At 34.6% G+C, this 21,335-nt stretch carries 24 protein-coding genes; 9 read left to right on the top strand and 15 right to left on the bottom strand.

All coding sequences use genetic code 11. From position 1 onward, the window contains the following. Positions 1-208 precede the first annotated feature (208 nt). Complete coding sequence (locus tag CF599_RS16845; RefSeq protein WP_121967126.1) at positions 209-1,123, top strand: alpha/beta hydrolase; 915 nt, start codon at positions 209-211, stop codon at positions 1,121-1,123. Between the two features lie 117 nt (positions 1,124-1,240). On the opposite strand, the gene CF599_RS16840 is transcribed toward CF599_RS16845, so the two are convergent. After that, a complete protein-coding gene (locus CF599_RS16840; protein WP_121967125.1) occupies positions 1,241-1,771 on the bottom strand; it encodes a DUF4252 domain-containing protein in 531 nt (176 codons plus the stop codon). A 4-nt stretch (positions 1,772-1,775) separates the two neighbouring features. Continuing rightward, a complete protein-coding gene (locus tag CF599_RS16835; protein WP_121967124.1) occupies positions 1,776-2,006 on the bottom strand; it encodes a hypothetical protein in 231 nt (76 codons plus the stop codon). Between the two features lie 179 nt (positions 2,007-2,185). On the opposite strand from CF599_RS16835, the gene CF599_RS16830 reads away from it, so the two are divergent. The 7 genes from CF599_RS16830 (at position 2,186) to dnaB (ending at position 10,284) form a co-directional block, all read left to right on the top strand. Beyond that, a complete protein-coding gene (locus tag CF599_RS16830; RefSeq protein WP_121967123.1) occupies positions 2,186-3,331 on the top strand; it encodes an ABC transporter substrate-binding protein in 1,146 nt (381 codons plus the stop codon). Between the two features lie 2 nt (positions 3,332-3,333). After that, a complete protein-coding gene (locus tag CF599_RS16825) occupies positions 3,334-4,347 on the top strand; it encodes an iron ABC transporter permease (RefSeq protein ID WP_121967122.1) in 1,014 nt (337 codons plus the stop codon). 80 nt (positions 4,348-4,427) lie between these two features. Further along, a complete protein-coding gene (gene tgt, locus CF599_RS16820) occupies positions 4,428-5,558 on the top strand; it encodes a tRNA guanosine(34) transglycosylase Tgt (RefSeq protein WP_121967121.1) in 1,131 nt (376 codons plus the stop codon). Between the two features lie 41 nt (positions 5,559-5,599). Further along, complete coding sequence (locus CF599_RS16815) at positions 5,600-6,673, top strand: LptF/LptG family permease (protein ID WP_121967120.1); 1,074 nt, start codon at positions 5,600-5,602, stop codon at positions 6,671-6,673. Further along, a complete protein-coding gene (locus CF599_RS16810) occupies positions 6,660-7,553 on the top strand; it encodes a DMT family transporter (RefSeq protein ID WP_121967119.1) in 894 nt (297 codons plus the stop codon). The genes CF599_RS16815 and CF599_RS16810 overlap by 14 nt, the downstream gene beginning before the upstream one ends. 62 nt (positions 7,554-7,615) lie before the next feature. Further along, positions 7,616-8,569 (top strand): acetyl-CoA carboxylase carboxyltransferase subunit alpha, encoded by a 954-nt coding sequence (locus tag CF599_RS16805; protein WP_121967118.1) that lies wholly within the window; start codon positions 7,616-7,618, stop codon positions 8,567-8,569. 134 nt (positions 8,570-8,703) lie between these two features. Next, on the top strand, positions 8,704-10,284 hold the full coding sequence (gene dnaB, locus CF599_RS16800; RefSeq protein ID WP_121967117.1) for a replicative DNA helicase: 1,581 nt from the start codon (positions 8,704-8,706) through the stop codon (positions 10,282-10,284). Between the two features lie 63 nt (positions 10,285-10,347). On the opposite strand, the gene CF599_RS16795 is transcribed toward dnaB, so the two are convergent. The 7 genes from CF599_RS16795 to rsfS all read right to left on the bottom strand — a co-directional run bounded on the left by CF599_RS16795 (position 10,348) and on the right by rsfS (position 16,010). Beyond that, positions 10,348-11,220, bottom strand: coding sequence for a superoxide dismutase (locus CF599_RS16795; protein WP_121967116.1), 873 nt, complete (start codon positions 11,218-11,220; stop codon positions 10,348-10,350). Next, positions 11,207-11,479, bottom strand: coding sequence for an acyl-CoA-binding protein (locus CF599_RS16790; RefSeq protein WP_121967115.1), 273 nt, complete (start codon positions 11,477-11,479; stop codon positions 11,207-11,209). Before CF599_RS16790 ends, CF599_RS16795 begins: the two co-directional genes overlap by 14 nt. A gap of 3 nt (positions 11,480-11,482) precedes the next feature. Continuing rightward, on the bottom strand, positions 11,483-12,136 hold the full coding sequence (locus tag CF599_RS16785; RefSeq protein WP_121967114.1) for a phosphatidylserine decarboxylase family protein: 654 nt from the start codon (positions 12,134-12,136) through the stop codon (positions 11,483-11,485). 2 nt (positions 12,137-12,138) lie between these two features. Next, a complete protein-coding gene (locus tag CF599_RS16780; RefSeq protein WP_121967113.1) occupies positions 12,139-12,927 on the bottom strand; it encodes a phosphatidate cytidylyltransferase in 789 nt (262 codons plus the stop codon). A gap of 1 nt (position 12,928) precedes the next feature. Next, a complete protein-coding gene (locus tag CF599_RS16775) occupies positions 12,929-13,540 on the bottom strand; it encodes an LUD domain-containing protein (RefSeq protein ID WP_121967112.1) in 612 nt (203 codons plus the stop codon). 114 nt (positions 13,541-13,654) lie between these two features. Beyond that, positions 13,655-15,619, bottom strand: a complete 1,965-nt coding sequence (gene ftsH / locus CF599_RS16770) for an ATP-dependent zinc metalloprotease FtsH (RefSeq protein ID WP_121967111.1) — start codon at positions 15,617-15,619, stop codon at positions 13,655-13,657. A gap of 19 nt (positions 15,620-15,638) precedes the next feature. Continuing rightward, positions 15,639-16,010, bottom strand: coding sequence for a ribosome silencing factor (gene rsfS, locus CF599_RS16765; protein ID WP_121967110.1), 372 nt, complete (start codon positions 16,008-16,010; stop codon positions 15,639-15,641). A 98-nt stretch (positions 16,011-16,108) separates the two neighbouring features. Here rsfS and CF599_RS16760 point away from each other — a divergent pair, with 98 nt between their 5' ends. Then, a complete protein-coding gene (locus CF599_RS16760; protein ID WP_121967109.1) occupies positions 16,109-16,840 on the top strand; it encodes a biotin--[acetyl-CoA-carboxylase] ligase in 732 nt (243 codons plus the stop codon). 77 nt (positions 16,841-16,917) lie between these two features. Here CF599_RS16760 and msrB read toward each other — a convergent pair whose 3' ends face one another. From msrB to CF599_RS19565, 6 genes are all read right to left on the bottom strand, one after another. Then, a complete protein-coding gene (gene msrB / locus CF599_RS16755; RefSeq protein ID WP_371514485.1) occupies positions 16,918-17,313 on the bottom strand; it encodes a peptide-methionine (R)-S-oxide reductase MsrB in 396 nt (131 codons plus the stop codon). A gap of 82 nt (positions 17,314-17,395) precedes the next feature. Continuing rightward, the gene (locus CF599_RS16750) at positions 17,396-18,262 is read right to left on the bottom strand and encodes an alpha/beta hydrolase (RefSeq protein WP_121967107.1); all 867 of its coding nucleotides are present in this window, start codon (positions 18,260-18,262) and stop codon (positions 17,396-17,398) included. 303 nt (positions 18,263-18,565) lie between these two features. Beyond that, complete coding sequence (locus CF599_RS16745; protein ID WP_121967106.1) at positions 18,566-19,117, bottom strand: hypothetical protein; 552 nt, start codon at positions 19,115-19,117, stop codon at positions 18,566-18,568. 34 nt (positions 19,118-19,151) lie between these two features. After that, positions 19,152-20,006: an Imm51 family immunity protein gene (locus CF599_RS16740; RefSeq protein WP_121967105.1), complete on the bottom strand. Its 855-nt coding sequence runs from the start codon at positions 20,004-20,006 to the stop codon at positions 19,152-19,154. A 46-nt stretch (positions 20,007-20,052) separates the two neighbouring features. Continuing rightward, a complete protein-coding gene (locus tag CF599_RS16735; RefSeq protein ID WP_121967104.1) occupies positions 20,053-20,418 on the bottom strand; it encodes a hypothetical protein in 366 nt (121 codons plus the stop codon). 49 nt (positions 20,419-20,467) lie between these two features. Next, the coding region (locus CF599_RS19565) for a DUF6266 family protein (protein ID WP_158221793.1) at positions 20,468-21,335 on the bottom strand (868 nt) is incomplete at its 5' end.

Here is a 21,335-nt window from a genome sequence, read left to right as displayed (position 1 = left end):
TCTACTAAAAACTCAGGTAAAATCATTTTTATAAACTCAATATAGTTTTCCACGTTTATTATTTATCATTACAAAGATCTGTAGTTTTTAATTCACACACAACTTTTGAGATTGATCCCAAAAATGTTAGTTTCTTACATTGGATTGTATGTATCATACTTTTTGAATGAACTAAATACATTTGCTTGTATTTTAAAAGTGATTAATTATGGTGTTATCAGAACAAGTAAATAAGGTTTTGGCTTATATACAAAGCATAGAAATCGAAGAAAATCTTACACAATGGCAAGCAGGTAGGGCTTTTTATGAGAAGTTTAGTCCATTAGCAGGTAGTAAAGAAGGAGTCTACCTTGTTAAAGAACATAGTATAAAGTATGATGCTATAGATATTCTCTTAAGAGTTTATCAGCCTTATGAAGGGAATATGCTGCCCATTATCATTTACTTTCACGGTGGATGGTTTAATGCAGGGAGTTTAGAGACTCACGATATCCCATTAAGGAAGTGGAGTAATCAAGCACAGAGTACTATTATAGCTGTAGATTATAGATTAGCGCCAGAGTATCCCTTTCCTTTTGGACTTAATGATTGTATGTTTGCCGTGGAGTGGATTATAGATAATGCTAAGGAGCTTAATATAGATCTAAACAAAATCGTGATTATGGGGGATAGTGCAGGTGGGGCATTAGCAACTGCAGTAACGCGTAAGTTTAGAGATAAGGTGATAGGACAAGTGTTAATCTATCCAGTGACAGATAATTCTTTAAACACAGATTCGTGGAGGGAATATCAAGATGGACCATTACTAGATCTAAAAGGTGGAGCGCAAGCGTGGGAGTGGTATTTACAGAATGATGGTGATAAAACTAACCCTGATGCTGTACCTATATTAGCAAATGATCTCAGTGCATTACCACCTACTTTAGTGACAGTAGCAGAATATGATCCTCTTCGAGATGAAGCGATTCATTATGTAGAGAAAATGAAACACTATGATGTAGATGTAGAGTTGAAACTATATAAAGGAACTATTCATGGATTTTTTCAGATGGGTGGTTTTATAGAGCAGACACAGGTATTGATGGAAGATGTAGTAAGTTTTCTAAAGAAAGTAGGAGTCTAATAGGGCTACTGTTTTTTAGATTAAAGAGGACTATTATAATAGGTGATCAACATAAAAAAGCAGTAATAAACTTACGTCTATTACTGCTTTAGTGTTTTAAATAAGTTAGTGATTAGCTTACTTTATTTTATTAAGTGTATTACCTAGTGGTAAGTTCATTTTAGTTGTTAATGCTGATAGTTCTTTAATCGAGAATTGACCAGTGATGATCATTACGATATTTTCTTTGCTGTCATTAGCTCCCTCATTAAACATTAGGAGTTTGCTAACATTGTTAGAAGAACCATTCTGATCTACATAGATAGTTACTGTTGATTCACTGTCTTTGTTGTTAGATAATTCTTTTAGAGAAGCAGAGCTCACATATTTAGATACAGCAGACTTCATATCATTCTTTACAGCACTAGAAGAAGTATTAAATACTTTAAGAGAGGTAAGTTTCTTGATGATATTTAAGTATGCTTTTTCCTCATCATTACTAGCTTCAACCTTAACATTAGCCATCATCTCAAACATTTTTTGATTGACAACAACGCTATTGACTTGTTTGTTTTTCTCAAAGGCAGCGAACTCTTCTTGAGCCATTGCTACATTGATAGAGCTTAATGAGAATAGAAATATGAATATTGTTTTTATAGTATTCTTCATGGTGTTACTTTGTTTGGTTAGACTTAAGACCTTTATTAAGATCAGTAGACAGCTGAGTGAGTAGCTTTTGACATTCTTTATAGGCTACCTCAGGGCTGTTGTAAGTGCCATACTCGGTTTGTTTTACAGTAGGTAATGTCTTCTTTTTAGTAGGCATAGCGATAAAGGCAATCACTGCTCCTAGTATTAAAATCCCAAAGAAAAATAAGGTTTTAATAGATGTTTTTTTCTTCATTTATAGTTATCTATAGGTACAAACATAATATAAAAGTAAATAAGTTTTTGATTAATTCCTATGCTTTACTGTAAATAGTGGTTTAAGAGAGTGTTATATATTGTGTAGAAGTCAGATGGGATTTGTGTTTTTATTGTTTATTATTATTCTATTTTTGTAAGATAACCAATAGTGAAATTATGAAAAACTGGAAGTTCTATTCTATTTGTTTTTTTATTGTAGCAGGATTTGTTTCTTGTAAAAAGGAAAAAGAGGAGACAACTATCTCTTCTCAAACAATTAATAGTGTTGAATATGCACAGGGATTATCCATTAGAGATTATGGGCAATATACTGTAGTGGATGTAAAACAAGCTTGGGTAGGAGCTGATAAAACTTTTAAATATGTGCTGTATAAAGAGTCTGTGAATACTATACCTGATTCACTAAAAGCATTGCCATCTGTAAAAGTACCTATCGCATCTATTACGGTGACTTCTACTACACATCTACCTTCATTAGTGATACTAGAAGAGGAGCATACACTTAAGGGATTTCCTGGGCTTAACTATGTGTCGTCACCTTCTATCCGCAAGGCTATAGATGAGGGGCAGGTTAAGGAATTAGGACAAAATGAACAGTTAAATACGGAATTGGTCTTAGATATGAGTCCTAATGCCATAGTGGCTTTTGCGATGGATGGATCTAATGCCGCTCTGAATACGATAGCTAAAAGTGGTATACCTGTTATCTATAATGGAGACTGGGTAGAGCAGAGCCCACTAGGTAAAGCAGAGTGGATTAAACTATTCGGTGCTTTATATGGCAAAGAAAAAGAAGCAAAGATATTCTTCGATAAAATAGTGAATGACTATAATGAGGCGTTAGCTTTAGTGAAGGATGTAAAGAATTATCCAACCGTAATGAGTGGTGCGATGTATCAAGATGTGTGGTATACCCCACAAGGACAAAGCTGGATGGCAGTGTACTTCAGAGATGCTAAGGCTGACTATCTATGGAAAGATACAGAGGGGACTGGGAGTCTATCACTGTCGTATGAGGCTGTGCTAGATAAGGCAGTAGACGCATCGTTCTGGATAAACCCTGCTCAGTATGAGTCTTTAGGAGAGTTAGAAAAAGCAAATCCACACTATGCTAAGTTTAGTGCTTTTAAACATAAGAATGTTTATTCGTTCGCACCCCGTAAAGGAGCTACAGGTGGGAGTATATTCTATGAGTTAGGTCCTACACGACCTGACTTGATCTTAAAAGATTTGATTTATATTCTTCATCCTGAAGTATTAATGACCAACTATGTGCCTGTGTTTTTTGAACAGTTAAAATAAGTATGAGTAAAAAGATAGTTATAAGTAGTCTAGTTATCCTGCTAGGGCTGTTGTTTATAGTTAATATTTCTGTTGGGAGTATCCATATACCATTTGCAAAAATAGTAGAGGTGCTTACTGGAGGTATTGATGTAAAGGAGACTTGGCGTTATATTATCCTTAATTATAGATTGCCTAAAGCTATCGTGGCTGTGTTAGTAGGAGTGGCATTATCTATCAGTGGGCTGCTTATGCAGACCCTGTTTAGAAACCCGATGGCAGAGAGTTATGTACTAGGAATCAGTTCTGGGGCTAGCTTAGGCGTAGCTATCTTAATCTTAGGAACAGCATTTCTTCCTGCTGCTTTTGTATCAGTATTTACTTCAGCTTATGGAATAGCGTTAGTATCAATACTAGGGAGTTTAGGCCTGCTATTTCTAGTGTTGTTAGTTTCTAATTCTGTACAAAATACAGTGACGGTGCTAATCGTGGGGCTGATGTTCGGTAGTTTTGCTAATGCGATCGTGAGTATATTGACCTATTTTAGTTCAGCAGAACAGTTAAAGCGTTTTGCCTTTTGGTCATTGGGTAGTTTGGGTAATGTGAGTTGGGATGTAATCATCTTGTTTGCTATTGTTGTTTTTATGGGTGTATTAGGGAGTTTATTATTAATACGCTCATTAGACGCGATGCTATTAGGAGATAATTATGCCTCATCTATGGGGGTGAATGTCAAGACCGCTCGTAACCTGATTATCTTAGTGACAAGTCTATTAGCAGGGGTGTCTACAGCATTCGTAGGGCCTATTGCTTTTATAGGATTAGCTGTACCTCATATCGCTAGATTATTATTAAAGGTAAGTAGTCACCGTTATTTGATTATCAGCACAGCATTGTTAGGAGGAATATTAATGCTCATCTGTGATATGCTGACACAGATAAAAGGAGAACAGTTCTTACTACCTATAAATGCGGTGACCTCTATCTTCGGAGCGCCTATCGTTATCTGGTTAATCCTTAGAAGAAAAGTGCAGTAGGGGGTAGGGTTAGAAAAAAATATTAAAAAGTGTAAGCATCTGTAGATTTGCTTTATCTTTGCCAGTTGTAAATAGTTACTATGAAATTTGAGTTATTACATACAGACGCAGCTTCTCGTGCACGTGCCGGGAAGATTACGCTTGATCACGGTGTTATAGAAACGCCAATTTTTATGCCAGTTGGGACTGTAGCTTCAGTTAAAGGAGTTCACCAACGTGAATTAAAAGAAGAAGTTAATCCAGATATTATTCTTGGAAATACGTACCACCTGTACTTAAGACCTAAAATGGAAATTCTTAAGCAAGCAGGAGGATTACATAAGTTTATGAATTGGGATCGCAATATCTTAACGGATAGTGGAGGATTTCAAGTGTATTCTTTATCATCTAATAGAAAGATTAAAGAAGAGGGTGTGAAGTTTAAATCACATATCGATGGATCATATCATTTCTTCTCGCCAGAGAGTGTAATGGAAGTACAGCGTACTATCGGGGCTGACATTATTATGGCTTTTGATGAGTGTACTCCTTATCCTTGTGATTATCATTATGCTAGAAGATCTATGCACCGTACACACAGATGGTTAGATAGATGTGTGGACCACTTTAATAAAGTGCCGGCTATGTATGGGTATTCACAATCGTTATTTCCTATCGTACAGGGAAGTACATTTAAAGACTTAAGAGAACAATCAGCTGAGTATATCGCTAATATCGGTGCAGAGGGTAACGCTATCGGAGGACTATCTGTAGGAGAACCAGCTGAGGAGATGTATGCTATGACTGAGTTGGTAACTAATATTTTACCACAAGATAAGCCTCGTTATTTAATGGGAGTAGGTACTCCTATTAATATCTTAGAGAACATCGCTTTAGGAGTAGATATGTTTGACTGTGTGATGCCAACGCGTAATGCACGTAATGGTATGTTATTTACAGCTCATGGATCTATGAATATGAAGAACAAGAAGTGGGAGGATGACTTCTCACCTATTGATGAGAATGGATATACTTGGGTAGATACAGAGTATTCTAAAGCGTATCTACGTCATCTATTTGCAGCTAATGAATCTTTAGGAAAGCAAATCGCTACTATACATAACTTAGGTTTCTACTTATGGTTAGTGCGTGAGGCTCGTCGTCAGATTTTAGCTGGTACTTTCACAGAGTGGAAGAATAAAATGGTGAAACAAATGGATAACCGTTTATAGTCTTTAATTATAAAACATAAGAAGCATCTAATAGTAATTATATGAAAATTTTAGATTGGTATATACTGAAAAGGTACTTAGCAACATTCTTTGTATTGTTATTACTTTTTGTACCTATAGGGATCATTATTGATGTTTCTGAAAAAATAAACAAGATATTAGCAAACAAGGTTCCACTACAGGCAACTTTATTGTACTATGTGGATTTTACAATCTATTTTGCTAATATGTTGTTTCCTATTATGCTGTTTATTTCGATTATCTGGTTTACGTCTAAGTTGGCGAATAACACAGAGATCGTAGCGATACTAAGTTCGGGTATTTCATTTACACGTTTTTTGCGTCCTTATATAGTAGGCGCAACATTTGTATCTGTTTTAGCTCTTGTTATGTCAGTCTTTATTGTACCTGGTGCGAGTCAGGGATTTAATGACTTTAGGTATAAGTATATGAAGAGTGATGAGGTACGGGAGAGTCAGAATGTGTTTAGGCAGATTAGTCAAGATGAGTTTATTTATGTGAGTAACTTTAATTATAACTCTAAGACAGGATATAACTTCACATATGAGAAGTTCGAAGGCAATAGATTATTAGCTAAGATGACTGCTAACAGAATTGTTTGGAATCCAGAGACAAAGACATATACCTTATTTGACTACTTTAGACGTGAGGTAGGTAAGAGTGAAGATACATTCGAAAAGGCAGAACAAAAGGAATTAAAGTTAGATTTCGATATAGATGATTTAACTCCTGTAGTATATGCTGCCGAAACGATGCAGTTAGGGCCTTTAAAGCGTTTTATCGAAAGAGAACAGCTTAGAGGATCATCTAATATAAATGTATATCTAGTGGTGCTGTATAAAAAGTACAGTGTACCTGTATCTGCATTTATCTTAACAATCATTGCAGTATCTGTATCCTCAATGAAGAGAAGAGGAGGGATGGGAATTAACTTAGCGATAGGTATAGCCCTAGCCTTTATCTATGTCTTTTTTGATAAGATATTCGGTACGTTAGCGGAGGCATCTAGTATTCCGCCATTATTAGCAGTGTGGTTCCCTAATTTAGTCTTTGGAATTTTAGCAATATTTTTACTTCGAAATGCTCGCAGATAATATAAAAAGTTACATATATCTCCATATAATCGTTTTTATATGGGGATTTACTGCTATTTTAGGGCACTTAATATCATTAGAAGCATTGCCATTAGTATGGTATAGAATTCTAATAGCGGTGATTACCTTACTTGTTTATTATGCTTTTACCAAGCAAAGTATAAAGGCACCTAAGCACAGAATTATACAGTGTTTAGGAGCAGGAGTAGTAATCGCTTTACACTGGCTGACCTTCTTTTTAGCTATTAAAGTGTCTAATATCTCTATCACTTTAGCGTGTTTATCTACAGGAGCTTTCTTTGCATCTATATTAGAACCTATTTTCTTAAAAAGAAAAGTAGTTGCTTATGAAGTGTTCTTTGGGTTTATCGTTATTTGTGCATTGACGCTTATTTTTAGCGTAAGTGGAGAATATGTAGATGGTATTTTATTGGGATTAATAGCTGCTTGTTTGTCAGCTATGTTTTCTATTATAAATAGTAAGCTAATTGTGCATTCAGAAGCGCCAGTCATTACGTTTTATGAGATGGCAGGAGGACTATTAGTATTGACCTTGTTTCTTTTGTTTACAGGAGGATTTACAGCGTCTTTCTTTGAGGTAAGTACAAGTGACTGGATGTGGTTATTACTTTTAGGGACAGTATGTACGGCTTTTGCCTTTTTAGGGTCGGTATATGTCATGCGTCATTTAAGTCCTTTTACAGTGATGTTGACTATTAATTTAGAACCTCTATATGGTATATTGTTAGCAGTAGCAATTTTTAAAGATAGCGAAAAGATGACTCCAGAGTTTTATATTGGAGCATTATTAATATTGAGTACAGTAGTACTTAACGGAGTGGTAAAAAACAGAAAAAAGAGAAAACTTAGCCCAAGATAGCTATCTATCCGAGGATTGTTTTATCTTTGTCATTCGTAATTGAAACTAAAACTTAATCATAAATGGAATATTTAGATTTTGAACTTCCAATTAAAGAGCTTGAAGAACAGCTGAATAAATGTGCTTTGATCGGTGAGGAATCTGATGTTGATGTATCAGCAACTTGTAAGCAAATTGAGAAGAAATTAGAAGAAACTAAAAAGAATATATACAAAAACTTGTCTGCTTGGCAGAGAGTTCAATTGTCTAGACACCCTAATAGACCTTATACATTAGATTATATCAAGGCGCTATGTGGAGATACTTTTCTAGAGCTTTTTGGTGATAGAAATGTAAAAGATGACAAGGCTATGATAGGTGGTCTTGGTAAAATCGGTGATCAGAGTTTTATGTTCGTTGGACAACAAAAAGGTTTCAACACTAAAACAAGACAATACAGAAACTTCGGTATGGCTAATCCAGAAGGATATAGAAAAGCTCTACGTCTAATGCATATGGCAGAGAAGTATAATATTCCGATTGTTACTTTAATAGATACTCCAGGTGCATACCCAGGATTAGAAGCTGAAGAAAGAGGACAAGGAGAAGCTATCGCTCGTAATATCTTTGAAATGTTCCGTATTAAAGTGCCTATCATCTGTATTATTGTAGGTGAAGGAGCTTCAGGTGGAGCATTGGGAATTGGTGTTGGAGATAAAGTAACGATGTTAGAGAATACTTGGTATTCTGTAATTTCTCCAGAATCATGTTCTTCAATCTTATGGAGAAGTTGGGAACACAAAGAAAGAGCAGCAGATGCTCTTAAGTTAACTTCATTTGATATGAAGAAAAACAAGTTAGTAGATGATATCATTCCTGAACCATTAGGAGGAGCTCATACTAACAGAGAAGAAACTTTCGCTTCTGTTAGAAAATACATTGTAGATACTTACAGCAGCTTAACTAAGTTATCAACAGAGAAATTAATCGAAAAGCGCATGGAGAAGTACTTCGAAATGGGTGAGTACAAAGACTAATTCTTTGCATATATAGCATACTAAATCCGAGATAATATCTCGGATTTTTTTTTCTTTAGTTGTTAGTTAGATATTAACAAGGGAATTGTATAAAATAGAATTGAGTTATTCTCAAAAAGGATTAATTTAGCAATATGGAACAAGCAAAAGATTTTCGACCAAAACAATCTTTCCCTAGGGAGGTTGTGTCTTTAGAGAAAGGTAAACTTCCTCCACAAGCTCTTGATTTAGAAGAAGCTGTGTTGGGAGCTATGATGATTGATAAGAAAGGTATCGATGAGGTAATTGATATTCTACAGCCTGAAGCTTTCTATAAAGAAGCGCATAAAAGCATATTTGAGGCTATTGATCAATTGTTTGTTAGTAACCAACCGATTGACTTGTTAACTGTTTCTACGCAATTGCGTAAGAATGCTAAGTTAGATCAGGTCGGAGGAGATTATTATTTAGTTAGTTTAACACAGAAGATTACTTCTTCTGCGCATATAGAGTTTCACTCTCGTATCATCTTACAGAAGTTTATTCAACGTAGTTTAATTCGTATTTCTAACGAAATTATCGAAGATGCGTATGATGAGACTAGTGATGTATTTGATTTATTAGATAAAGCAGAGTCTCGTCTATATGAGGTGACTCAAGGAAATATTAAGAAGAGTTCTGAGACAGCTCAGTCTTTAGTTGCGCAAGCAAAGAAGAGAATTGAGGAGATCAGTACAAAAGAGGGGTTAAGTGGACTAGCAACAGGTTTCCATAAGCTAGATGAACTTACCTCAGGATGGCAACCGAGTGACTTGATTATTATCGCAGCTCGTCCAGGTATGGGTAAGACTGCATTTGTCTTGTCTATGGCTAGAAATATTGCGATAGGTACAGGAGCGGGAGTAGCAGTATTCTCTCTAGAGATGTCCTCAGTACAGCTGATTACTCGTCTTATTTCTTCTGAGACAGGATTGTCATCAGAGAAGCTGCGTACAGGTAAATTAGAAACCCATGAATGGGAACAATTAAACGTTAAGGTTAAAGACCTTGAGCGTGCACCATTGTTTATCGATGATACACCTTCATTATCTATCTTCGATTTACGTGCAAAAGCACGTCGTTTAGCTTCTCAACATGGTATTAAGCTAATCGTAATCGATTATTTGCAGTTAATGACTGCTGGTGGTAACTCTAAAGGAGGTGGTAACCGTGAGCAAGAGATTTCTACCATATCTAGAACGCTAAAAGCATTAGCAAAAGAGTTAAACGTACCTGTTATTGCCTTATCACAGTTATCACGTGCAGTAGAGACTCGAGGAGCTTCTAAGAGACCATTATTATCCGATCTTAGGGAGTCTGGAGCGATTGAGCAGGATGCGGATATTGTATCGTTTATCTATCGACCAGAGTACTATAAAATAGAGGAGTGGGATGATGAAGAAAGAAGTCCTACAGCAGGAGAAGCAGAGTTTATCATTGCTAAGCACAGAAATGGTGGATTAGATAATATCCGTCTGAAATTCTTAGGTCAGTTTGGTAAGTTTGACAACTTAGATGATGATATGAGTGGATTAAATGCTACATTCTCTTCTGCTATGAATGAACAAGAAGGAGATTATAGAAAGAATCTTGCGGGTAATTTACCACCTGGAGATGCTATCTTTGGATCTAGTCCTAGTAATAGTCAAGGATATCAAGGTGGAGGTTATCAAAATGATGATGATGTACCTTTCTAAAATAAATATAAAAGCGAAGAGCCTACTTAATTAAAAGTAGGCTCTTCGCTTTTATATTTTATGTTACTGTACTACAGGATTTGTAGGAGGAACAGAAGGTTTAGGACTTGCAGTTACAGGTTTAGGGCCTGTAGGTGTAGTAGGAGTTATAATATCAGTAGTAGTTTGTGTTTTAGGCACGAAACGCTTACTAGCATAATTCCAATTTAAGTTTTTAAAACAAGCCTCTAAATAAGCTGTTACATCTTCTTCATAAGTAGAGTAGTAGGCGTGCTCCCAAAGATCAATACCTATTAATGGATAACCACCATTGACTTCACTCATTAAAGGGTTGTCATTATTAGCTGTAATTACAATCTGTATACTGCCATTAGCATTAACTATCCATAGCCACCCAGCACCAACCAAACTATTTCCTTTAGCGATGAAATCCTTTTTTAATTCTGCAAGAGAACCATAAGATTCATTAATCGCTACATTTAAGCTTTCACTTGGTTTAGTTTGTTCTAAAGGAGATAGTGATTTCCAGTAGATATTGTGATTATAGTAAGCACCAGCTAAGTTTTTTATTCTAGGAGAGTTGTTGTCTATTCTAGATACTAGCGTAGGTATACTATCTCTTTCAAAAGGAGTGCCGTGTACAGCAGTATTTAATTTATTAGTATAGTTTAAGTGATATTTATCGTAGTGAATATATACACTTTCGGGCTTTAGTATCTCAGCAAAATCATTAAACCCATATCCTAAACCAACCATCTCATAAGGACCTTGTTTAGTCTTTATGGTATTTGGATCAGGAAAATTAGAGTTTTGCGTAGCGAATGATTCACGCTCCGGTATTTGAACTTCTGATAACTCATCTTTGCCTCCGCAAGAAGATAAAATAAATAAGTTCAAACTGATTACTGCTAATAAAGGAAACTTAAGCTTTGTCATTATCTAATATTTCTTTAGCTAGTTTTATGTATTCTAGCTTTGCTTCTTCTGTTGATAAATGGCTAACCTGTGTCCAAGCATTAAACTTAAAAGCACGTCTAAGATCAATAGACATATCTTCAAAGTCTTGGTGACTTAGACCGTTAGTTGCTTGTTTATAATAAGCATATATGCGTAACATTACATCAGGAGGTAAATTTCTTGCTTCCTTTGAAATACGTTGATATGCTTCTGTAAATTCTAATTCTAGATTACTCATTCTTTATTTTTTCGCAATAACAGTTACATTACCGATTGCTTTTTGATTTAATACCACATCAACTTTTGTGCCTAATGGTAAATATAAGTCAACTCTAGATCCAAATTTTATAAATCCAGCGTCTGTTCCTTGTATTGCTTGCATTCCTGGTGTTGCATAATTAACGATACGCTTAGCTAATGCTCCAGCTATCTGTCTATACATAACCTCACCAAATACAGGGTTGTCAATTACAACTGATGTACGTTCATTCTCCTCACTTGCTTTAGGATGCCAAGCTACTAGGTACTTTCCAGCATGATACTGACTGTATTTTATCAATCCACTAAGTCCATAACGAGTTACGTGTACGTTCAATGGAGACATAAATACAGATACCATTAATCTTTTTTCTTTAAAGTATTCTGGTTCATATACTTCCTCGATTACAACTACCTTTCCATCTACTGGAGCTAATATTGTATTATCAGCAGGAGTAACAGTTCTGTTAGGGTTTCTAAAGAATTGTAAGATTAGAATTAAAAAGACTAATACTATTGATTGTAAAGTCATTCTAAGCCATGGAATTTCTCTGCATAAAACATCTGCTAATACTACTAATGCAACGGTAATAACCATTGAAAAGAAAATAATTTTAGTTCCTTCTTTGTGAAACATAGTTATAAAATTTGATATATTAAATATAAAAATGGTGCTACAAATATAACACTATCTAGTCTGTCTAGGATACCACCATGCCCTGGCATGATAGATCCGCTGTCTTTTACGCCAGCTTCTCTTTTGAAATGAGATTCAACTAAGTCTCCAATCGTTCCAAAAATGCTGACAAAAATAGCACTACTTATCCAAATTACAATATTAAAAAAGCTAAAAAATTGGCTAAGTATGATTGCAGCAAGGATTGTGAAGACCATTCCTCCGATAAAACCTTCGATTGTCTTCTTAGGAGATATTCTTTCAAATAGCTTATTCTTCCCGAACTTCTTCCCTGTTATATAAGCGAATGTGTCGTTAGTCCAGATCATTATAAATACACCTATTATTATTGTAGGAGTGTATTCTCCTGTAACAAAAGGCAAATATAATATTGCTGTAAAAGAGGAAATTACATACCCTAATAACATAATTAATTTAAGAGGAAATGATCTGTTAGGTTTCTTAGTTGTAAATAATTCAGCGAATAATGCTAGTAGAATCACGACCGCAAAGATGGCGATAGCGTTGATAGGAAGTATATCTCTATCCCAGTATACACATGAAGATGCCATTAAAGAAATGATCATCGCTAGTGATTTAGGAAGTTTTACAAGTTTAGCAAATTCGTATGAAGCAATAAACATAAATACTCCAAAGAGTAGTTCAAAGCTAATGGGTGAGTATAACGTTGCTCCAATCAATAGCGCGATATACACTGCTCCTGATATTGCTCGAGTAACTGTTTCTGACATATTATAGGTCTTCTAAAAGTAATAAATACAAATTCTTGGGAGATCTACCATAACTTAAAAAGTCGCTTTCGTTGGTAGATGGCTTGAAATAATTAAATGTGGTAATGTTCGTTGGTAAAGCGCTACCATATTTTCTTTTTATTTCACGTAGTCCGTCGCTTTTAGTTCTTGTCATTTGACTAGTTTTTGCTAAAACGATGATATTGTCTGGTAGATCAGATGCTTTGTTATCCTTGATTTGTTTATCACAAAACAAGATTGATCCATCTTCAGCAATAAGGTTCTCACAACCTGAAAAAAAGAAAGTAGGGTTTTTTACCGAACCGTATTTAATATTGTTTTCTTGTAACATTGAATAAAGTGGACTTTCATAAGTCTGTGCTTCTGTTTCGAACCAATCATTTTCAACTAATATGTTTATAAATGATTCGTTTAGTTCATCCAATGTTTCGCAATACAAAAACTTTCCACCATTCTCTTTAAAGTTAAAAGTGAACTGTTCGTCTACTGGTAGTTTTTCCTCAGGAAAGTATTGGCTTTTGTCCATAGAAGATTGATCCTCTATAGCATCAGAAGGCTGAAATACTTGTATTAACTTTTTGAAAAAACTCATATTAAGTAAACTCCGGTGAATAATTAATTATTAAGTATTCAAAGATAAAAAAAATCTTAACTAAAAGTTGCCTTTAGGTTAAGATTTTTAATGTTTATATAGGATGAGTACCTATTATTCTGTAATATTTTCTGAATTACTCTCAGCAGTCATGTTTATTTCTACTGCACCTTCCTTATCGAAAGGTCTTTTACCGAAGATATTCTCTAAATCTTGTTTAAAGATTACTTCTTTTTCACATAGTAAATCAGCTAATTGGATCAACTTAGCTTTGTTCTCTGATAAAATAGAGATAGCTCTAGCGTATTGTCCTTCTATTAGAGCAGAGATTTCTTGATCTATTACTCTTGCTGTTTCTTCAGAATATGGCTTAGCGAAGTTGTATTCACTTTGTCCAGACGAATCGTAATAAGTAATGTTACCTAATTTTTCGTTTAGACCATACACTGTTACCATTGCTTTAGCTTGTTTAGTTACTTTCTCTAAATCGCTTAAAGCACCAGTAGATATTTTATCAAATACTATCTTTTCAGCAGCACGTCCACCCATAGTAGCACACATCTCGTCTAACATTTGTTCTGTTCTTACGATTTGTCTTTCTGTAGGTAAGTACCATGCAGCTCCTAAACTTTGACCTCTAGGCACGATAGTTACTTTTACTAAAGGAGAAGCATGTTCACACATCCAACTAACGGTAGCATGTCCAGCTTCGTGAATAGCAATTGCGTATTTCTCTTCTGGAGTAATGATTTTGTTTTTCTTCTCAAGACCACCGATGATTCTATCTACAGCGTCTAAGAAGTCTTGCATATCTACTTGTGTCTTATCTTTTCTAGCAGCAGTTAATGCAGCCTCATTACATACGTTAGCAATGTCAGCTCCAGAGAAACCTGGTGTTTGTTTAGATAAGAAGTCAATATCTAGATTGTCTACTTTCTTAATGTTACGTAAGTGAACGTGGAAGATAGCTTCACGCTCTTTAACGTCTGGTAAGTCAACATAGATTTGTCTGTCAAAACGACCAGCTCTTAATAAAGCTTTGTCTAAGATCTCAGCACGGTTAGTAGCAGCTAATACAATAACGTTAGTATTAGAACCAAAACCATCCATCTCTGTTAACAATTGGTTCAAGGTATTCTCTCTTTCATCATTAGATCCAGAGAAGTTACTCTTACCACGTGCACGTCCTACAGCATCTATCTCATCGATGAAGATAATAGCAGGTGATTTCTCTTTCGCTTGTTTAAACAAGTCTCTAACACGAGAAGCACCTACACCTACGAACATCTCTACGAAGTCAGATCCAGATAATGAGAAGAAAGGTACCTGAGCTTCACCAGCCACAGCCTTTGCTAATAATGTCTTACCTGTACCAGGAGGTCCTACTAATAGAGCACCTTTAGGTATCTTACCTCCGATAGAAGTATATTTCTCAGGGTTCTTTAAGAATTCTACGATCTCTACGATCTCTTCTTTAGCACCTTCTAATCCAGCTACATCTTTAAAAGTAACCTTAACATCATTTTTCTCATCGAATAACTTTGCTTTAGATTTACCGATAGAGAAGATTTGACCTCCACCACCAGCTCCACCGCCACCAGTCATTCTTCTCATCATGAATAACCAGAATCCAATGATGATAATGATAGGTAAGAAACTAATTAAGATATCTCCCCAGTTACTATCTGGTTCTGATTTATATTCTTTTAGTTTCCCTTCTTTAGATGCTAAGTCTAGTTTTTCTTGGAATAGTTTAGAGTCTCCAATGTCAGTTAAGAATTGAGGTCCTGTATTTTCTTTTCCTAAGATATTGTTTTTGCTTAATTCTTTAAACTCTTCGCTTTTTTGAGCCTCAGGTGTTAAGTACACCTTTGCTACAGATCTGCTAAAGTCTATTTTTTCTACATATCCTTTTTCTACATATTCATAGAGCTTAGAAAGCCCTAACTGTCGTGAGTTTCCGAAGCTACTCCCGTTGGTAAGAAAGTTGATTACCAATATAATCACCAAGATACTTCCATATAATATCCATGGATTAAATCTTGACTTATTTTGGTTTGGTTTCATATTTTCCGACATTAATTTTTTGGTTTAGTGGTTAATATTGGCTGTCAATAGTAGTGATTTTAGCGTCCCCCCATAAGTTTTCAATGTTGTAGAATTCGCGGATGTGCTTTTGGAACACGTGTACTACTACATTTACATAATCCATTAAAATCCATTCTGCATTCATTTCACCTTCTACATGCCAAGGTTTGTCACGTAATTCTTTAGAGACTAACTTCTGTACTGATCCTGCAATGGCATTCACTTGTGTGTTTGAGTTACCATCTGCGATGATGAAGTAATCACAAGGAGTGTTGTCTATTTCTCTTAAATCGATTATTGTAATGTTCTCACCTTTAACTGCTTCAATTCCTTTTACAATGTTTGCAATCAATTCGTCGTTGTTAATATTCTTGTCTGCCATTTATTTTTTGTCTTATTTATTCTAGTTTAAATGTAATGTTTGCTAATTTTGGATTCAAATATAATGAAATCGTACAGATTAGTCTATAATTATTTTATATGAATATTATCAAACTCGATGCCATAGGGTCGACGAATACCTATTTGAAGAAAATATTAACGGAATCTAACCTTGAAAACCTTACTGTAGTTGTTGCCGAAAATCAATTTGAAGGCAAAGGACAGAGGGGGAGTGTATGGGAAGCTGAAGTGGGTAGTAGTCTTACCTTTAGTGTTTTAGTTAGAGATCTGTTAGCATCTCCAGAGTGTGTTTTTGATCTAAATATTCTCGTTGCATTAAGTGTTTACTCTAGTTTTAAAAAGTTATTCGGACTGCCATTTAGTGTAAAGTGGCCTAACGACATAATGTCATATAATAAGAAGGTTGGCGGTATTTTAATTGAGAATATAATTAAAGCCAACGGAGATACCCTGTCAATAGTTGGTATAGGTATCAATGTAAATCAACAAAACTTTGATGAATTGCCTCAAGCAACCTCATTATATCGTATTTCGGGTCAAAAACTAGACAAAGATGTGGTAATGCATAGTATCTTAGAACAGCTAGAAAGCTATTGTCATAAGTATTTAGTCAGTGGCAGTTCTTTTGTTTGGGAAGAATATCATCGCGTACTTTATCGTATAGGTGTGCCGAGTGTATTCGACCTACCTACAGGAGATCGTTTTATGGGTATTATTAAAGGTGTGACAGAACACGGTATGCTCCAGATTCAAAAAGAAGATGACAGCACTGAAGTATTCGATATTAAACAAGTCAAAATGCTTTATTAAGACCATTATAATAAGGAGTAGTTTCGATTATAAATAAAAAAGAGCTATCTGTGAAGGTAGCTCTTTTTTCGTATCTATTATTCTGCTTTAAATTTTAATGAGATAGAGTTCATACAGTATCTCATGCCTGTTGTCTCAGTAGGTCCATCAGGAAATATATGACCTAAGTGACCATTGCATTTAGAGCATGTTACTTCTACTCTTTTCATTCCGTGTGATGAATCTTCTGTGAAGATTACAGATCCTTCGATAGCCTTGTCAAATGATGGCCAACCACAGTGTGAATCAAACTTAGTGTCCGAATCGAATAACTTTTGATCACAAGCAGCACAGTGGTAAGAACCTTTTTGATAGAAGTCATTATACTCTCCAGTGAATGGACGCTCTGTACCTTTCTCTCTTAAGACATAGTATTCAGCAGGAGTTAATGCCTCTTGCCATTCTTTCTCTGTAGTTGTTTTATCTTTTTTCATTTGTGGTATCTTTTGATAGTTGACCTCTTTACATGCTAATAATCCTGTAATTACAAGAAAGAATATTAGAACTCTCATGATGCTATTGTTCTATGAACGCTTTTATCCTTTCGATTACTTTTTTATCACCTAGTATTTTGCGATGACCTAAACCTGATGTAATCATTATTTCAGCGTTTTTACTGTGTTTCTTAATAGTATAAGCTGCTTTTACATTTACATCTAGATCATCCTCATCGTGCATAATTAGCAATGGTATATCTAGTTGTTCTGCTGCTTTGTGTACACAATAGCTTTGCATTGATTGATTAAACTGTGTTTCAAATCGCTCTTGAAGCATTTTAGAAATGATTGGTTTTAGCTCTATTTGTTTAACGAAATCATCTACTACATCCTGTACGATATCTCCACTACCTATTATGACAGCTTTATTTGCTTTTAAACCGTCTTTTAAGGCATTCATTGTAGTCATACCTCCTAGAGAATGACCTATCACTAACTCGAATGGACCGAATTGTTTCTCTACTTCAAAGGCTGAAGCGATAAACTCAGTCATATTCGTTTTTGTCTTTGGAGACTTACCATGGCCAGGCGCATCGAAACTAACGATGTCATATCCTGCACGCATAAGCATATTCGCGATAGTTACTAATTGAGTCCCTCTACCATTCCATCCATGTATAAGGAGTGCTTTTTTAGTAGCTGCTTTGTTGGTGCCATATTGATATACCATAATATCCTTGCGTAGTGCAGGAACAGTAATTTTAGTAACAATACTTTTGTCAAGCATTTCTCTTTCTCTCTTTGGTGGTTTAAATTTAAGAGGCGTGACAAAAAGGTTTTGTGCAAATCTAGTGGCTAGATTCTTAGAAAATAGTTGTAATGTTTTTCCTATTACTATTATGCTTTTTGGTATTTCAAGCGATTGTTTTGGTTTTTGAGTTTGCATTATAATAATGTTCTAAGCAGGTAAAATTACGAAATTAAAAGAACTCACAAGTATAAAAGCCTTAAATCTGTGAAGTCTAATCTATAATGTTACTTTATTGTAGATAGTCGCATAGTACAATGTTATTTCGACATTATTTATCTCATTCTCTCTGTTCTTCTGTGATAGAGTAAAGGTACTTTCGCCTGAGTATATGGAGCATTTTAAATTCAATACAAAGGAATAAGCACGACAACACTTTATGAAATAAGTGCTCAAATTCTGTACTCTTCTATAAAGAAAAATCTTTTCTTTTATGATTACCTAGCTACACTGCCAATATCCAGCTATCACTTCTCCTGTAACATTATGTTTATATAGGTACAATGCTCCATACATAAAAATAGTGTCTATTAGATCAGTATCATACCCTTCCTCGTCTATCATTAAGAAGAAGCTATAGTTATCCTTTTCTAATTGTTCATAATATCTAGATTTAGGTTGAATCATTCTTGGTTCTCCATAGACTCTAATAAACAAGAACTCATTTTTATTAGTGATATGGTCAGTATAAGAGGAAATGGAACATAGCCCAAAATCTTTTAAACTTGATGAATCTACATCACTCATATAAGAATACTCATGTTCTATTACTTTGATATTTATATTGGGATAAATATCATTAGCAAGTAACCTTTCAAAATCTCTATCTATACATATAGATAGCATAGTATTTTCTTTCTCAGGATGAACCAATGTAGCATAAAAACCATACCCATCAGGTAAGTCATTTTCTATTAATTTAGGAATGTTACCACCCATTCTTCCTTTCAAATCCTTATCATAAGGAAGACACTCTGCAAATATTTCTTTCATTCTAATACATATCTGATTCTATATCAATAACTCTTTAATTAATCTTCGCTTCAATGAATAAACTATTAAAAAGTAGATTGTCTTCACAAGCTTGTTTAAAACCTATAATAAATTCTTCTAATACGCCATCCTCTTTAGAAATTATAGAAAACATATCTGCTTCAGAATCAAAATTTAACTTAGTACTCAATTGTGGTTTAAACTTATGAATATAAGTCTTTGCTAAACTTTGCCAATCATATCCATTTCCCAAGAATCCTTTGTCTGAATGTAAGTCAAAAAAATCTTTTTTATAACTTAGGTTTGTTAGTATAACTGAATCACCTGCGTATTTAAACGGTTCAATGGTTATTTCTAATATATTATCTACTTCTATTTCATTATCTTTTTCATCATTATTGGGAAGAATATTCTGATTAATATGTACTTTTAAATCTAGTTTTTCAATCCAAAATTCAATTAATCCTTTAAGTAATCCACTACTTTGCGGGCCATACCAAGGATAAGGTGAATTATCAAAACTTTCTATTTTCTCTTCTCTACCGTCTAAATAAATAAGCCTTGGAATTTCAACAGCTCCCATCCTATATTTTAAATCATTATAGTCTTTAGGTACATAACTATCGTCTCCTTCTCTAATAATATCAAACCCTTCTTTGCCAATGTAAAAAATACTATAAGAGTCAATGATATTAGGATAATGTAAACGGTCACAATTGATTGCCTTTTCATAATCATTAAGATTGTTGGTAATGTATTTAAATACCTCGATTATGTCTCCTAACTTATTCTTTGCAATAACACGAGCAAAAGCATAATTACCACTATCTAATGTAATACGAATAATATCTCCTGTTTTTAATTCAATTTTTCTGTTTCGTTTTGCCATCTTGTATGTTTTTTAATGCTGGGTAACTTATTTGAGAGACTTACTATTACTCGTTTAATGTCCTTATATAATCTCCATTTTTTAAATAGAAATCTTGACTAAACATTCTAAACTTATCTCGTTTCTCTTTAGTTATTAATTCCCTTTCTATATGTGCGATTTCATGAGTATTGTATGAGATGCTTATAGTCCAATACCATGGTTCACACACACTCATCAAGATATAGACATCTTCACAATTGTCTATATCTTGCAATAGATCAATTAAGTGTTTACTAATTTCGTTGTTTTTAAAATCGTATCCAAAAAAAACTTTAATGATTTCATAAACATATTTGTAGTATAAAGCTCTATTAAAGGCTTTTTGATTATTGTCATTTGTACAATAGTCATTAAAAATAAAGTCTTTCATCTATTATTTATCTTCTATATCGTATAATGTTAAACCTATTATCTATACCTCACTCTCTCTGCTCTTCCCTTATAGAGTCAAACTCTAAAATAGAACGCGGTTCATTATTCAGTTTTTCATTCATTTGATCAGTCTGTAGTTCAGTTTCTGATGCATTAGGTTGCTTGATAATCTCTTTATTTACTTTTCGGATATAGCCTGGCGGAGTCCACTTTTTTACCTTCTTATCTTTGGAAGTATTAATTGGAGACGCAGTAGTTTCTCCATCTTTTTGTTGTTGGTTTAAAGGAGGGATAGTATCTTCTTTTAAAGAAGGTGTAGTTTCTGCTTTAGTACTTGTATCTATTTCTTCAAGATGTTGTTTTAGGGCTATTTCTCGAGCTTGTTCGATAGAGATAACCTCTGATATTTCCTGATTTCCGTTCTCTGCTTCCTGCTCCCTTTTTTCTGCTTCTAACTCCCCGTTCCCTGTTTCCTGTTCTCCGTTCCTTGTTTTCTGCTCCTCGTTCCCTGTTTCCTCTTCTATATTGTCTAATTCTATTATTCCATGAAAGCAGCTTGTGCTATTAACACTGCCATCAGCGGCTTTCCACATACTCCAAAAGTAAACAGTACCCTTATCCCAATTAGTTGGTATGCTGAAATGAGCGTATTTATCTATGCGATTTCCTACATCAGATATTGCAATGAACTGATCCAAGGTCTCATTATATAACATCATCGTCAGTTTATCTGTATTTAGAGTTAATGCATTAATCAACCCATTTTTCCATTGCACTTTAAACTTACCTGTCTTTAGACGATTAATCTTTTTGATGACAGCAGGAGCAAGGTTTCCGATAGATAATAAAGCTTCTTCTACTTTGATGTGTTGTTCTCCATTAATTAGATCGATGCCTTGAGTCATTAGTCTAGAA

It is taken from the genome of Myroides sp. N17-2 (assembly GCF_002286775.1).
In the GTDB taxonomy this organism is placed as follows: Bacteria; Bacteroidota; Bacteroidia; order Flavobacteriales; family Flavobacteriaceae; genus Flavobacterium.
The sequence above is the reverse complement of the archived record's forward strand: the minus strand, read 5'-3'. Positions and strand labels throughout refer to the sequence as shown.

Coding starts and splice junctions, on each gene's coding strand:
- CF599_RS16845 (WP_121967126.1), top strand. CDS start 209: ATGGTGTTATCAGAACAAGTAAATAAGGTTTTGGCTTATATACAAAGC.
- CF599_RS16840 (WP_121967125.1), bottom strand. CDS start 1,771: ATGAAGAATACTATAAAAACAATATTCATATTTCTATTCTCATTAAGC.
- CF599_RS16835 (WP_121967124.1), bottom strand. CDS start 2,006: ATGAAGAAAAAAACATCTATTAAAACCTTATTTTTCTTTGGGATTTTA.
- CF599_RS16830 (WP_121967123.1), top strand. CDS start 2,186: ATGAAAAACTGGAAGTTCTATTCTATTTGTTTTTTTATTGTAGCAGGA.
- CF599_RS16825 (WP_121967122.1), top strand. CDS start 3,334: ATGAGTAAAAAGATAGTTATAAGTAGTCTAGTTATCCTGCTAGGGCTG.
- tgt (WP_121967121.1), top strand. CDS start 4,428: ATGAAATTTGAGTTATTACATACAGACGCAGCTTCTCGTGCACGTGCC.
- CF599_RS16815 (WP_121967120.1), top strand. CDS start 5,600: ATGAAAATTTTAGATTGGTATATACTGAAAAGGTACTTAGCAACATTC.
- CF599_RS16810 (WP_121967119.1), top strand. CDS start 6,660: ATGCTCGCAGATAATATAAAAAGTTACATATATCTCCATATAATCGTT.
- CF599_RS16805 (WP_121967118.1), top strand. CDS start 7,616: ATGGAATATTTAGATTTTGAACTTCCAATTAAAGAGCTTGAAGAACAG.
- dnaB (WP_121967117.1), top strand. CDS start 8,704: ATGGAACAAGCAAAAGATTTTCGACCAAAACAATCTTTCCCTAGGGAG.
- CF599_RS16795 (WP_121967116.1), bottom strand. CDS start 11,220: ATGACAAAGCTTAAGTTTCCTTTATTAGCAGTAATCAGTTTGAACTTA.
- CF599_RS16790 (WP_121967115.1), bottom strand. CDS start 11,479: ATGAGTAATCTAGAATTAGAATTTACAGAAGCATATCAACGTATTTCA.
- CF599_RS16785 (WP_121967114.1), bottom strand. CDS start 12,136: ATGTTTCACAAAGAAGGAACTAAAATTATTTTCTTTTCAATGGTTATT.
- CF599_RS16780 (WP_121967113.1), bottom strand. CDS start 12,927: ATGTCAGAAACAGTTACTCGAGCAATATCAGGAGCAGTGTATATCGCG.
- CF599_RS16775 (WP_121967112.1), bottom strand. CDS start 13,540: ATGAGTTTTTTCAAAAAGTTAATACAAGTATTTCAGCCTTCTGATGCT.
- ftsH (WP_121967111.1), bottom strand. CDS start 15,619: ATGTCGGAAAATATGAAACCAAACCAAAATAAGTCAAGATTTAATCCA.
- rsfS (WP_121967110.1), bottom strand. CDS start 16,010: ATGGCAGACAAGAATATTAACAACGACGAATTGATTGCAAACATTGTA.
- CF599_RS16760 (WP_121967109.1), top strand. CDS start 16,109: ATGAATATTATCAAACTCGATGCCATAGGGTCGACGAATACCTATTTG.
- msrB (WP_371514485.1), bottom strand. CDS start 17,313: ATGAAAAAAGATAAAACAACTACAGAGAAAGAATGGCAAGAGGCATTA.
- CF599_RS16750 (WP_121967107.1), bottom strand. CDS start 18,262: ATGCAAACTCAAAAACCAAAACAATCGCTTGAAATACCAAAAAGCATA.
- CF599_RS16745 (WP_121967106.1), bottom strand. CDS start 19,117: ATGAAAGAAATATTTGCAGAGTGTCTTCCTTATGATAAGGATTTGAAA.
- CF599_RS16740 (WP_121967105.1), bottom strand. CDS start 20,006: ATGGCAAAACGAAACAGAAAAATTGAATTAAAAACAGGAGATATTATT.
- CF599_RS16735 (WP_121967104.1), bottom strand. CDS start 20,418: ATGAAAGACTTTATTTTTAATGACTATTGTACAAATGACAATAATCAA.